Annotated in this window: 8 protein-coding genes; 4 read left to right on the forward strand and 4 right to left on the reverse strand. The window is 64.4% G+C overall.

Annotated elements, in window-relative coordinates; translation table 11 throughout:
• Positions 1-296: 296 nt before the first annotated feature.
• The gene (gene ppk2 / locus BWR02_RS01865) at positions 297-1,349 is read right to left on the reverse strand and encodes a polyphosphate kinase 2 (protein WP_139556053.1); all 1,053 of its coding nucleotides are present in this window, start codon (positions 1,347-1,349) and stop codon (positions 297-299) included.
• Between the two features lie 121 nt (positions 1,350-1,470).
• On the opposite strand from ppk2, the gene corA reads away from it, so the two are divergent.
• From corA to BWR02_RS01880, 3 genes are all read left to right on the forward strand, one after another.
• Positions 1,471-2,613: a magnesium/cobalt transporter CorA gene (gene corA, locus BWR02_RS01870; protein ID WP_139556054.1), complete on the forward strand. Its 1,143-nt coding sequence runs from the start codon at positions 1,471-1,473 to the stop codon at positions 2,611-2,613.
• Between the two features lie 232 nt (positions 2,614-2,845).
• A complete protein-coding gene (gene rfbC / locus BWR02_RS01875; RefSeq protein WP_139556055.1) occupies positions 2,846-3,385 on the forward strand; it encodes a dTDP-4-dehydrorhamnose 3,5-epimerase in 540 nt (179 codons plus the stop codon).
• A gap of 255 nt (positions 3,386-3,640) precedes the next feature.
• Positions 3,641-7,465 carry a PAS domain S-box protein gene (locus BWR02_RS01880; protein ID WP_139556056.1) on the forward strand — a complete coding sequence of 1,275 codons (3,825 nt, stop codon included), beginning with the start codon at positions 3,641-3,643 and terminating at the stop codon, positions 7,463-7,465.
• 4 nt (positions 7,466-7,469) lie between these two features.
• Here the strand turns inward: BWR02_RS01880 and BWR02_RS01885 are convergent, their stop codons facing one another.
• The 3 genes from BWR02_RS01885 to BWR02_RS01895 form a co-directional block, all read right to left on the reverse strand.
• The gene (locus BWR02_RS01885) at positions 7,470-8,159 is read right to left on the reverse strand and encodes a hypothetical protein (RefSeq protein WP_139556057.1); all 690 of its coding nucleotides are present in this window, start codon (positions 8,157-8,159) and stop codon (positions 7,470-7,472) included.
• A 79-nt stretch (positions 8,160-8,238) separates the two neighbouring features.
• Complete coding sequence (gene bioD, locus BWR02_RS01890; protein ID WP_139556058.1) at positions 8,239-8,940, reverse strand: dethiobiotin synthase; 702 nt, start codon at positions 8,938-8,940, stop codon at positions 8,239-8,241.
• A gap of 16 nt (positions 8,941-8,956) precedes the next feature.
• Entirely contained in the window at positions 8,957-12,370 is a 3,414-nt protein-coding gene (locus BWR02_RS01895; RefSeq protein WP_139556059.1) for a hypothetical protein, read from the reverse strand.
• A 360-nt stretch (positions 12,371-12,730) separates the two neighbouring features.
• On the opposite strand from BWR02_RS01895, the gene BWR02_RS01900 reads away from it, so the two are divergent.
• Positions 12,731-13,654, forward strand: a complete 924-nt coding sequence (locus tag BWR02_RS01900) for a phytanoyl-CoA dioxygenase family protein (RefSeq protein ID WP_139556060.1) — start codon at positions 12,731-12,733, stop codon at positions 13,652-13,654.
• The last annotated feature ends 18 nt before the right edge of the window (positions 13,655-13,672 follow it).

Below are 13,672 nucleotides of genomic sequence, written 5' to 3' on the forward strand. Positions count from 1 at the left end.
CAACGCGCAACGGATGGCGGGGTGATCGGGCAGGGTCCCGGGGTATCCAGCCATTGGCGTTCCCTACCGAAAATCGGCTGACCCCGGCGACATTGCGCCAGCACCGCGGACACCCGGGTCCGCGGTGCAAGGTCCGCAGCCAGTCCGGCTGGCCAAAGGGTTGCGCCTGCTCGCGCGATCACCCTGCAGCGCGGCTGCGACCCCGCTGCGACGCTCTCGCTCGACATCCAACGGGGGCTGATCGACCCGCTGCCATCTGGCGTTTTTCCCGGACCGAAACGCACATCTTCAGTCACTCAGAAACTGTTCCCAACGGCTTCGTCCTCTTCCAGCACCCGCGTCGCCGAACCGACCAGCAACGCGTCAGGCGCGCAGGCGACCTTGGTGTTCTTGTCCGGATACGGCAGGGCGTGCAGGAAGTGCCGCATGCAATTGATGCGTGCCCGTTTCTTGTCGTCGGACTTGATCACGGTCCACGGCGCATCGGCGGTGTCCGTGTGAAAGAACATCGCCTTCTTGGCCTCGGTGTAATCGTCCCAGCGATCGAGCGAGCGGATGTCGATCGGGCTCAGTTTCCAGTGCTTAAGCGGATCGTCACGCCGGGAGATGAAGCGGCGTAGCTGTTCCGCCCGGCTGACCGAAAACCAGTATTTGAACAGCAGGATGCCGCTGTTGACCAGCATGCGCTCCAACTGCGGCGTCTGTCGCAGAAACTCAAGATACTCCAGTGGCTTGCAGAACCCCATGACCCGCTCGACACCCGCGCGGTTGTACCAGGAACGGTCCATGAAGACCATCTCCCCGTGGGTCGGGAAATGGGCGACGTAGCGTTGAAAATACCACTGGCCACGCTCCATTTCCGTCGGTTTCTCGAGCGCCACGACACGCGCTCCGCGCGGATTCAGATGTTCCATGAAGCGCTTGATCGTACCCCCCTTCCCGGCCGCATCCCGCCCCTCGAACAGCACGATGATGCGCTGCCCCGATTCCTTGACCCAGCTCTGTACCTTCAGCAACTCGATCTGCAACTCCTTCTTGAGCCTCTCGTACTCTCGCCGCCGCATCCGTTCCGGATAGGGATAGCCGGGCGGTAGTTCGGCAAGGTCGCTGTCCTCGTCACTACCATGAGGGGCCGTGGCCACCAGATGGGCGGTCGGTGCCTGGCTTACCGCTTCGATCTCGGCGGCTGCAACGGGATTCGGTGGCGCCGCATCGGGCCCGGCGCCGGAAGGCGCGGGGGCAACTGTGGCCGGGCCTTCCGCCACTCGCGTCGCCGGCCTGTTCTCTCCCGCGCCCTCGGCAGCGGGAGCAGCCGGGGTCTTGGCGGCCTTGGGTTTTACTTGCGCCATCTCAGTCTCCGATGCTTTGGATAAGTCATACCCGCATTTTATCCGAACGGTCGGCCAGGCAGAGACCGCGACCACGGCGCGGCTTGTGCCCGATCACGACTGACGGTTAGCATGCGCACCCATGGAAGCGCCGTCGGAACCGCCACCACCGCCCAGCGTCGACGAGGAATCCGTCGGCCTCGCAGCGCTTTGGCCCGACACGTCGCGCACCGGCGCCGCACCCGGCATCGAGACGCACGAGCTGAGCCTGATCGGGTCGAGCCCGAGCGACGTTCGGGTATCCTGCGTGGATTATGGTCTCGATGACTGCGCGTTCCAGACCGTGGACGATGTCAACGCGTTCGTAGCAAACCATCGGCCGGAATGGAGCGCGGTCCGGTGGATCCGGGTCAGCGGTCTCACGGACATGGGCGTGATTCGGGCGATTGCCGAGAAGTATGCCCTGCACCCGCTGGCTATCGAGGATCTGCTGCATCTGGGACAGCGCCCGAAGGTGGAAGACTACCCCGCGTCGCCCGAGCACCCGGGCCGGATGTTCATCGTTGCGCAGTTGGTGCGCTGGGTCGGCGGTGTGCTGCGAACCGAACAGATGAGCTTCTTCCTCGGTCGCCGCACGCTAATCAGCTTCCACCCGCGTGAAGAAGGCCTGTTCGATCAGATCGACCATCGGCTCCGCAGCCGGGATTCGCGTTTGCGTCGCCACGATGCCAGTTTCCTGCTGCATGCCCTGCTCGACGCGATCGTCGATCAGTTTTTTCCGGTGCTGGAGGGCTTCTCCGCACGCCTCGAGGAACTCGAGGAAATCGTGCTGGTGGGAGGCAAACCGGAAGTGCTGAGGGACATCCATCGCGCCAAACACGATCTCGTGCTGCTGCGGCGCACGGCATGGCCGATGCGCGAGCTGGTAAACCAACTCCATCGGGACCACCACGAAGGCCTGTCCGAAACGACGCGCACCTATATGCGTGACGTCTATGACAATCTGATCCAGATCCTCGATCTGCTGGAAACCTACCGGGAATTCCTGACGAGCCTGACGGAGACCCACCTGTCCACCGTGTCGCAGCGCCTGAACGACATCGTCAAGACGCTAACCATCATCAGCACCATCTTCGTGCCACTGACCTTTTTCGCCGGCGTCTACGGCATGAACATGCCGATTCCGGAGAACGAGTCCGAATGGAGCTACCCGCTATTCTGGGGCTTCTGCTTCGTGCTCGTCGGCGGCATGCTGTATATGTTTCGGCGCCGTGGATGGCTATAGGTGCCCAGTTCTTGGCCAGCCGAGGAACGGGCCAACGCAGCGTAACCGTTCACACCCCCTTGGAGCGGGAACGGGAGGGGGACCGGGGAGACGGGACCGTCTGCGGGACGGACCCCGCAGCCGAGCCGACAGGGACGTCTTCACGGCGTGTCTCGTCTCCCCGGCCCCTCCCGGAACAGCAGGAGTCGGAACGGTTACAACACAGCGGCTTCCCCCATTCAGGAAACCCCAGATGAAATTCACCGAGACTGAGTTGCCCGGCGTGTGGATCATAGATCTCGAGCCGACCGAAGACGACCGCGGCTTTTTCGCGCGGACCTATTGCGCGAAGGAGTTCGCGGCGCACGGCCTGAACGCACATTGGCCGCAGACCAACCTGTCGCGGACGCTGCGACCGGGAATGCTGCGCGGCCTGCATTTTCAGGCGGAGCCGCATCCCGAGATCAAGCTGATCCGCTGTGCGGTCGGAGCGATTCATGACGTGCTCGTTGACGTGCGACCCGACTCACCGACCTTCGGGCGCTGGCAGTCCTTTGAACTGACCGGGGCCAACGGCCGGACGCTGTACGTGCCAGGCGGTTACGCCCATGGGTTCCAGTGCCTCGCCGAGCACTCGGAAGTGTTCTACCAGATGTCGGAGTTCTATTTCGCGGACCTCGCACGCGGCATTCGCTGGGACGATCCGACGCTGGCGATCGACTGGCCGATGCCCGACCCGTTCCTTTCCCCGCGCGATCGGGCGCTGCCTTTCCTGAAGGAACTTGTCCGGTAACAAGACGAGATTCGCTTCGGCACCTCGAACACGATGAGATACGGAATGTCCGGCCCTGACCCCGAGGTCCCCAAGGACCCGAGCGGTCGCGGCCGGCTCTCGCCCGAACCGATTGACGTCCGGTGAGGCCATGGAAGCCCGACAGCGCAGTAAGCCGGCAATGAACGTAACCCAGCATTTCACAATACCGGATACCGCACAGTCCAGGATCCGCTTAGCGGCACACATAAAGCCGCAGCGACGCCGATCGAAGCCATGCGACGACGGCGGCCCTCCGTGCCGGGCGGGGTCACCGTGACGCTGCGTCCGGGCCGGCATCTCCTGGTCCTGTCGGCGGCCGCCATGTTCGGCATAGGACTGACCATCGTCGCGTTGCTGGAAATCACCCAACAAACGCAAGAGCGGCGCTCCGCCGCCGAGATCGGCTACCAGTTCGCCGAGCATCTCAAGGAACAGTTCTCGAACGCGCTGTCCGCAACGTATGCACTGTCTGCAGTGGTCCATCAGGGCAAGGGCACGGTGCGCGACTTCGAGTCCCTCGCGCTCGAGGTACTCAAGCTCTATCCGGGGATCGACGCGATCCAACTGGCTCCCGGTGGAATCATACGCGAGGTCGTCCCGTTGGCAGGCCATGAGGCGGCCCTGGGGCACGACCTGCTGAAACCGGACATCGGCAACCGGGAGGCCAGGCTGGCTCTGGAGACCCGTCAACTGACCCTGGCCGGTCCGTTCCAGCTACGCCAGGGCGGTGACGCCATCATCGGACGTCTTCCGGTGTTCCTGACCGACGCCAGGGGCCAGGATCGGTTCTGGGGCTTTACGATCGTGCTGATCCGGTTGCCGCGCATCCTTGCCGCCGCTCAGTTTGAACGTCTGGAGGAGGCTGGCTACAACTACGAACTTTGGCGCTCGAACCCCGATAGCGGCTACCGGCAAAGCATCATGAACTCCCGTAGCCCGCTCGTCGGGCCACCGGTGACGACCGCGGTGGACGTTCCGAACGGTCAGTGGATGCTTGGGCTGACGCCTGCCCGCGGCTGGTACAGCGGCACGCGCATTGCCATCGGTACAGCCGTGGCGGCGCTCCTTACGGTCGTGTTTGCGGCGATGTTGAACGCGTATCTCCGAAACCGGCAGCGCGCCTGGGACAGCGCCGAAAGCTACCGTCGGCTGTTCGACAATGTTCAGGAGGCCGTCCACATCTGCTCCTCAGACGCCCGTTTGCTGGCCGTCAATCCCGCCGCCGCGCGCCTGTACGGCCGTTCGCAGGAATGGCTTGCCGGACGGTCACTGAGTGCCGTCGCCGCTCCGGGCCGCAATGATTTGGAAAGTCTGCTGGGGCGGCTCCGCGAATCACTGGTAGGCACTCCCCAGCGCGCGGATTTCTGGGGCTTGCATAGCGAGGGTCAACCCTTCCAGCTCGAACTCAATCTGGTTCGCTCGAACTACCGTAGTGAGCCGGCGGTGATCGCCGTCGGGCGGGACGTGACGGAAAGGGCCCGAGTGGCGCGCCGCGAGCGGATGCGGACCGCGGTTCTGGAACGGATTGCCAGCGGCGGGACGCTCGCCGAGATCCTGGCGGCACTCGCCCGGGACGTCGAACAGGAATCCACGGGCACGCTGTGTTCAATATTGCTGCGAGACGACACCGGAACCCGCCTGCGGCTAGCCTCGGCCCCAAGCCTCCCTGCGTTCTACAACGAAGCCGTCGACGGCGTTGCCATCGGCCCGCATGTCGGCTCCTGTGGCGCCGCAGCGTTCCTGCGGCAAAGGGTGGTGGTCGAGAACATCGCGGAACACCCGAATTGGGTTGAGTTTCGTGCCGTGGCCTCGCGGGCCGGACTGGGCTCATGCTGGTCGGAACCGATCTGCGGCCGCAAGGATCAGGTACTTGGAAGCTTTGCGATCTATCATCGGGACCCGGGCGCACCCAAGCCCGACGACGTCGAACTGATCACCCACGCTGCGAGACTCGCGGGCATCGCCATCGAGCGGGACGCCGACCAGCGCGCCCTGCGCGAAAGCGAGGCGCGCTTCCGGGCGCTGATCGAGGGGGCCTCGGATGCGTTCTTCGCGCATGAGCTGGACGGCACACTGGTCGAGGTCAATCAGGCCGCCTGCGACTCCGCCGGTTACCGCCGCGACCAGCTGCTTGCGCAACGTATCCCGGACCTCTTCGAGGAAGGCGGCGCTCTCGAAGACCGTCCGCACTGGGACGCGCTGCAGCCCGGCCAATCGATAACGGTGCGATCCCGGCAGCGACGCAGTGATGGTTCCGCGTTCCCGGTCGAGATCCGGCTCAGCGCCTGCGATCTGGGCGGACAGCGACTGATCCTGAGACTCTCGCGCGATATCACCGAGCGCGTGCGCAGCGAAGCCGAACTCGAACGGTATCGTCATCACCTTGAAACGCGGGTCGAGGAGCGCACGGCGCAACTTCATAGCGCCAATGCCCGACTCGAAGCGGCGAGCCGCGCCAAAAGCACGTTCCTCGCCAACATGAGTCACGAGATCCGGACTCCGATGAACGCAATACTCGGCCTGACACATCTGATGCTCAGCAAGAGCACTCGCCCGGAAGAACAGGTGCGATTGGGCAGGATTGCCGAGGCGGCCCAGCACCTGCTGTCGATCATCAACGACATCCTCGACATCTCGAAGATCGAGGCGGGCAAGCTCCAGTTGGAGGAGAACGACTTTCGCCTGCAGGAAGCCTTCGACTACGTCAGCGCGCTGATCGCCGAAAAAGCGCGCGACAAGGGGCTAACCTGGGATGCACTGATCGAACCCGGAGTCAACGGGCCGCTCCGCGGCGATGGGTTCCGCCTGCGCCAGATCCTGTTGAACCTCGCGAGCAACGCCCTGAAGTTCACCGAAAAAGGCGCGATACGGCTCCGCGCACGACGCATCGCTAGCGATCACGAAGGTGTCACCGTGCGCTTCGAGGTCGCGGATACCGGCATCGGAATCGCGCGGGAACACCAGGGGCGGCTGTTCAACGCCTTTGAACAGAGCGACAACTCGATCACCCGCAACTATGGCGGCACCGGCCTGGGGCTGGTCATCTGCAAGCGTCTGGCCGAACTGATGGGCGGACACATCGGTGTCGACAGCGAACCGGGCCGGGGCAGCGTCTTCTGGTTCACGGCGCACTTCGGTGCCGCTGTAGGCGCCGCGCCGAAGCCCGCGCCAACTCCAGACGCTGAGTACACCGCGGAAGCCGTGGCCCGGCTGCACGGCGGAGCGCAGCTGCTGCTGGTCGAGGATAATCGGCTCAGTCGGGAGGTTGCGCTCGAGTTGCTGGCCGACTGTGGGCTGACGATAGATACCGCCGAGAACGGACTGCAAGCCGTTGCGATGGCGCGGACGACCGATTACCACGCCGTGCTGATGGACTTGCAGATGCCGCTGCTGGACGGTATCGAAGCCACCAGGCGGATCCGACGCATCCCTGGGCGGGAACGGACGCCGATTCTCGCCATGACCGCGAATGCGTTCGACACCGACCGCGACGCCTGCCTGGCAGCTGGCATGAATGAACACCTGCCCAAACCGATCATCCCCGCAACGCTGTACGCGGCGCTGCTACGTTGGCTGTCGCCGCAGCCACCCGTCCCGGACGTTGCGCCCGCCGTGCAAACGCCAGCGGCCCCGCAGACGGAGGCCACGCCGGATTTAGGACCTATTTCGGGTCTGGATATCGAGCGCGGGCTCGATCACCTCGGAGGCAATCTCTCCAGCTATCGCCGCATGCTGCGCCTGTTCGCGGAACGGGCCCCCCGCGACCTGCAGGCACTGCGCGCGGCCCTCGCGGAACGCGGGGACGGCACGGCACGCCGTATCGCGCATACCATCAAGGGAACGGCGGCGACCCTGGGTGCAACGACGGTCGCGACGGTGGCCGCCCAACTCGAAGCGGCCCTGCACGACGGCGAGCCTGCGCCGCTGCTGGACGAACTGACGGATGCAGTCACGCAGACATACAGCACCGTTGCCGCGTCGATCGTCGAGGGTCTTGCCCGCGACGAAGCAGAAGCGGCCGAAAACGGCCAACCGACGGCCGGAACCTCGACGACCTGAGCACTCAGCGCGGACGCGAGCGCGCCGTGGCGGCCGTACCGCCAAAGTCGGTGGGCGCCGGCAGCGATTCCCGCCGCGCCTTGTCGAGGGCCTGGCGGTGATTCAGATCGGCCGGAATGAACTCGACCGGTTTGCCCGAGTGCTGCGCGGCGATCATCTCATCGCGGGCGACATCACCACCACCGATCGCAACGAGAACATCGCTATTCTCGACCATCGCCTGCGAGGTCGGCGACAGGAGCGCAGTCCCTTTGATGAAACCGCCCCAGGTGGGATCCGGGACGAAGAACACCCGGTCCACGTGCGGGGACAGCGGCACGCGTTCGATGAGCGCCTTGATCGACACGATCCCGGTGGTCGAAAACCCCTTCGCCTTCGCCAGTGCATACACGGCGCCGATCCCCTCGGCGGTCGCACCTCCGTTGACGATCGTCGTCTTCGGATCGTAGCGCTCGAGAACCCGACGGGCGTGATCCAGCATCGCGGCCGGGTCCTCGTACCCGGCGCCCGAATAACCGAGAAACGTCAACACGCGCAGTTCCCTGCCGGCGAAATACGCGCGGACGGCGGCCGGATCCGCCTCCGATACGGTCCTGCCGGGGTCAGCGGCCAGGGTCATGCCCGCCGTCAGCAGGGTCAGCAGGCCGAGGCACAGTCCATGGCCACGGAGGGATCGGGCGCGAGCGGCAGTCATCGATCGTAGCTCCTGGAATCATGGAGGAGAAAGTTTCACGACATCGGGCCTGGCTCGACGCGACTTCGGATACGTTCCACTACAAGCTGGCGGCCAATGCGGTCAGCGCCGGCCGCAGTGCGCGCCAGCCATCACCGGTAGCGCCCGAAGTCCCATGCTCCGTGACAATCGGCGGCCGCCCCAGCCAGCGGCTCAGATCGGCCGCGTTGTCCATCTCCGGGTCGCTCAACGGCTCGGCGCGGTTAAGGACGATTGCGGCCAGCGTCAGGCCGCGGCGTTCGATGGCTTCGACGGTCAGCAGCGTATGGTTGATCACCCCGAGTCGATCGGCCGCGACGAGCAGCACCGGCAAGCCTAGGGCCGAGGCGAGGTCGGCGTTGAGCGCCCCGGCGGCGATCGGACTGTAAAAGCCGCCGGCTCCTTCGACTAGCAGAAAGTCGTCCGCGCCGACCCCGGTTCGACATGCCTGCACCAGATCCTGCAGGGTCAGCCCCGCGCTCGATAGCATCGCGGCCCGCTCGGGCGAAAGCGCGGGCTCGAACGCATGCGGGCAAATGGTTTCCAACGGAAGATTAAGGCCAGCCGCGGTCCGGAGCGTCAGCGCATCGTGCGGAAGCAGCCGGTCATCGATCCGCTTGCAGCCCGACTCCACGGGTTTGCGCGGCTGCACGACGATCCCCCGCTCGCGCAGCAGGCTGGCGACGGCCGCGCCGACCTGGGTCTTGCCGACGCCGGTATCGGTGCCAGTTACGAACAGCCCCGGCGAGAGCGCACGCTTCATCGACTAAGCCACGTGATCATGCGAGTTGCACCTCGAGCCGGTTGTCGCAAATGTCGAAATGCTCGGCAAACTGCGCGCGGCCCAACAGCGCTCCCCCCGTGCGGTAGGGGTTCGGCTCCCGGCTGAAAACGAGCGGCGTCCCGTTCAATACGATTTCCTTTGGCCCGCTGCCGGTTTCGGCGAGACGATAGACCACGGTGACCGGCCGCTCCCACAACACGATCTCGACCTCCAGGCCATCCAATGCGCACGGCAGCACGGGATCCAGCAATAGCGCCGCCTCGCGGATTTCAAAGCCCAGCAAGCGCTGATGGATCAGCCGGGTCGCAATGCCGGCGCCGCTCGAATAGACGCGCCAACCCCCTTCGAGGGGAACCGTGCCGGCATTGACTTCGCCATAGCGAGCCGCTGCCTCGTAGCGGTCGAAGAACGCCGCATCGGAGCTCGAGTAGTAGCAGTTGGCCTGTCGCAAGGCGGCATTCGGTACGAGTGTGCGGATGGCGATCGGGTTCGCGCGGCACAGCGCATCGAAAAGCGCTTCGGCATCGCCGTGCCGGGCCATCGCCTCCGCGTAGCGAAGATGGGCATGCATGTACATCACACCGATCTCCCGCCCGAAGAACGAACTGCTCTCGGCCCGCTGAAAATAAGTTTGTGGACCGCCATGGTAGGGCGGTGGCCGGTCGAACAGACGGGCACCATCAGGCGCCAACAAGTGCGCCTGGATCAGCGCGATGTGCGCACGCGCCTGCTCCGGCGAAAACAGATCGTTGGCCAAGGCGTGGATCATTGCCAGCAGGCCGTAATGCATCCCGGTGTGCGTGTCGCGGGGATGAACCAGATAACGGGTTGGGCCGGTTTCCGGAAAATAGGCGAAACCAGTCAGAACGCCATCGGGCAGCAGGTGTTGCTGAAAGTCGGCGAGGATGCGGGGCAGACGGGACTCGATGGGAGCGGCCAGCGCTTCGCGGCCGACCGTCCGCAGGCCCTTCGCCAGCGTCGCCAGCATCTGGTGATGCAGGGTCACCGTCCAGGCGCTGCACAGACGCTCCCGCATGGACGGGTCGGCGGGCTGCAACGAATCATTCCAGTCACCATGGCCATAGGCGGCCAGCGCCGTGCCGGGAATGACTCGGCTGTCGATCACCGCCAGCGCACGCTCGACATGCCCCCAAACCGTCGCACGCTCCGCACTCTCGTCCCCGTCCGGGTGAAAGTACGCGAGTTCCTGATCCAGGATCGAGGCATCGGCTGCGGCCACCAGGTACTGCGCCAGCGCCAGCAGGGGCCAGAATACGATATCCCCATGCGAATCGCCGGCGCGAATGCCGCGGTCGCGGTCAAAGAACGTGAACCACTGCGGCCAGTCGCCATCGGGGTTCTGGGCGCGAAACACACGACACAGCAAATCGCGCACCGGCGCGGTCAGGCCGAAGCCGAGCAGCAGCTCGACCGGACCCTGGCTGATGTCACGTGTCCCCCAACCGCCGCCCGAGAACTGTTCGAGTCCGCGGGGAGCCAGGTAATGCACCATGGCGTTGTGAGCGAACCAGGGCAGAATCTCTTCGAGACACAGGATACCGGCAGCATGCCGGTCGCTGGAACCGGCGCCCGGCCGGATGCGGGCGATCAGCAAGGGCGCCGTCTCGTCGAGAGACTGGCCGTCGACGCCTCGCGCAAATCCGGCGCCCATCCCGGATTGGGGTGCCACCAGGTGTCCGCTGAGGTGGAAATCTGCCGATGCGGTCGGGCCCGTAATGACGACGAGGAACGGTTGATGACGTGTCTCACCGTCCGCAAACAGCAATTCATCACCGCCGATCTGCTCAACATGGGTTCCCGGACCGGCATCGAACCGGAAGAATCCGTCGGGAAACCGCCTTCCTACATCCGACTCCGTGATGGCCTCAAGTATGACGCCGTCACCATCCCGACGGTATCGCACCGGCACCGGATCGGCCCCATCGTCCCCGTTCAACGCCACCCGGTGAGAGATCAGAAATCGGCAGGCCGCGCCGGCCAGTACATCGATGGACAGCGACAGCACAGGGTCTTCGGCACCGGCCGTGCAGGTGATCTCTATCAGCCCCGCCGGATGCTTGTAAAGCCAGCGCGCGCCTTCCGGCGTGATTTCGAAAGCTGACGGGGTTTCCAGCAGATGGAAGGAGCCGCGCTGCTCGACGAAGATGCGCTGGCCGCCCGAAAGGAACAGGTTCAGGTAGCTCCGCGTCGTGGACAGCAGGCGGTTGATGCTCACATGTCCCTGTGTGAGCAGGGAGTTGAACACCCCTTTCATCCACAGCGTCGACGTCAGCGAGGACTCGTCCGGGGTCAGGTGCTGGCCGGTTCGCAGCAGGTGGCCATGCGGGCGCAGCACCTGAAGTTCCTTCGCCTTCAGCACGACATGCCCGTTGGCCCCGGTGAAAAAGGACAACAGATTGCCGGCCTCCTCTTCCGGCGCCCGACGCTCCTCTCCAAAAAACTCATCCAGCTCGGCCGTCGTCAGATCCAATGTGGGCAGCGGCTTCGGTGTGCTGAACCGCGTTGGCACGGTGCGCCCGGTCACCGGGTTCCCGGACGGAGAGGGTACCGCGGCCTCGGGCAGCGCCAACGCGCGCTCGACGAACACCAGGTCGGCATCGCTGCTGGCCTCCGGATGATCTGCTTCGAACCAGATGAAAAAACCGCTCTTCGCCTGCGCCCCGGGAACGAGGAAGATCGGCCGATCCTGGATCGCGGCCAGGGAATGCTCGTGCTGGTGACGGACACTGGGCAAAGCCGGTGACGTCAGTCCAATCGGCAACGCTCCGGCGCGGTGAGCCCGACCATAGAGCTGCAACGCATCGGTCGCAAAGCCGACCCCTTCCCCGAGCGAACCGATCAACGCCCAGGGCTGGCGTCCACTCATCGGAAGATTCTGCCGCACGGCAAGCAGGGCGCCCTGCTCGGGATGGGTCAGTGGCGTATGGTCCACGTATTGACTGACATAGTATTCGTTCAGCCGTATGGCGCCATAATGCGCCAGCGCCGTATCCTGCACATGGACCAGATCGATCAGCGCGGAGCGCGGGCCCGCGTTATGCAAGCTAAGGTGCCAGAACCAGGCCGTCGCCGTCTCGGCCAACACGAGAGTCAGTCGATAACGGATACCTTGCCATTCTCCGGTTGCTGTCAGCTGACGTCCATCGCAGCCGATGACGCTCGGGCTGGAGGGGCCAAGCAAGGGAACGCAAGCAGTGGTCGCACCGCGCCGGCGCAAGTAGATGTTCGCCAGCCCCCCTTCGACTTCATCGCCGGGAAACAGGTTGAAGGTGATGTCGCCACACGCGATCCGCCGTACGGACCCGTTGGCGTTGCACTGAATCGACAGGCCGCAAGCGTTTTCGAGAGACGCTGGAAGATTCGCGCGTACGTCTGCAGGACGGTTCATGCTTGAATTATCCCTGGTTATCGTTGTTCTTCGCGGGACGTTCACCGCGTCCCGGTGGTCGCGACGCATCGGCGGCACGAGCGGGTGGTCGAGGGCCGAAGGCGTCGCGCTACCGGCACCCTGCTTCCACGAACGCCCGGCTTGATTCGGCGCGCTACATGGTATCAACTTTCGCTCGCGCCATTCTCGTGCCCGGTGCGTCCAGACGCACCGGGCGACGTTTTTCAGCGGTAGACTTCGGCGTGAACTAGAATCTGACGCTAAGGCCCGGGCCGCGACTCCGGCGACGAGATGCACCGCCGACCCTGCGATCGCCAAAGCCGAAGTTTAATTTCTCTGCGCTTGGCGAGGGAGTAGACCATGAACAACACCATTTATTTCGATGCCCGCTGCGACGACGAGACTCGCCGTAAACAGCTTTATGCAGGCCAGCTGTTCGTTTACTCGCCGACCGCCAATACCTTGGCCTTCTGCGATTTCGCCCGCGCGTTGATTGCCAATGCGTTCCAAGGCCTTGATCCCGAGACGGCCCAGCATCACCTGCCGGTCGAGGAGTATGCCCGGATCCTTGGCGAGCTCAAGCCAGCGTTCATCCATCACCCGGAATCCAAACGGCACCTGAGGAACATCCTGGACGAGTTTGGCTGCGATCTCGGGGAGACGTACTTCGACGTCCCGAAGCTGCGCAGCTCGACCAGTGACAATTACCTGACCACCGGAATCGCGTACGCATGGCATCCGCACCGCGATACCTGGTATTCGGCACCCTTGTCGCAGATCAACTGGTGGATTCCGCTTTACGAGCTGTCACCCGAGAACGGCATGGCTTTCCACCCGCAGTACTGGGGAAAGCCGGTCAAGAACAGCTCGGACGGCTACAACTACTACGAATGGAACAAGCTGCATCGCGGCGCCACCGTGACGCAGTATTTACGGGAAGACCCGCGGCCGCTGCCCAAGCCGACCGAGGCGCTGGAACTGGACCCGCAGATCCGGCTAATCGGGCAAGTCGGAAGCATCGTGCTTTTCTCCGCTGCACAGATGCATTCGAGTGTTCCGAACACGTCCGGCAAGACGCGCTTCAGCATCGATTTTCGCACCGTGCACCGCAGTGATCTGGCAGCCAGGGCCGGGGCACCCTGGTGCGACGAGCGTTGCACCGGCTCGACAATCCGGGACTATCTCCGCGCCACCGACCTGGCCACACTGCCCGACGAAATCATCGCAATTTACGACGACGAGACCGGTCACCACGGCGAACTCGTCTACGATCCCAACCGCTAAGCGGCGCGCGCGAGTCCT

The sequence above is a fragment of the Methylotetracoccus oryzae genome, from assembly GCF_006175985.1.
GTDB lineage: Bacteria > Pseudomonadota > Gammaproteobacteria > Methylococcales > Methylococcaceae > Methylotetracoccus > Methylotetracoccus oryzae.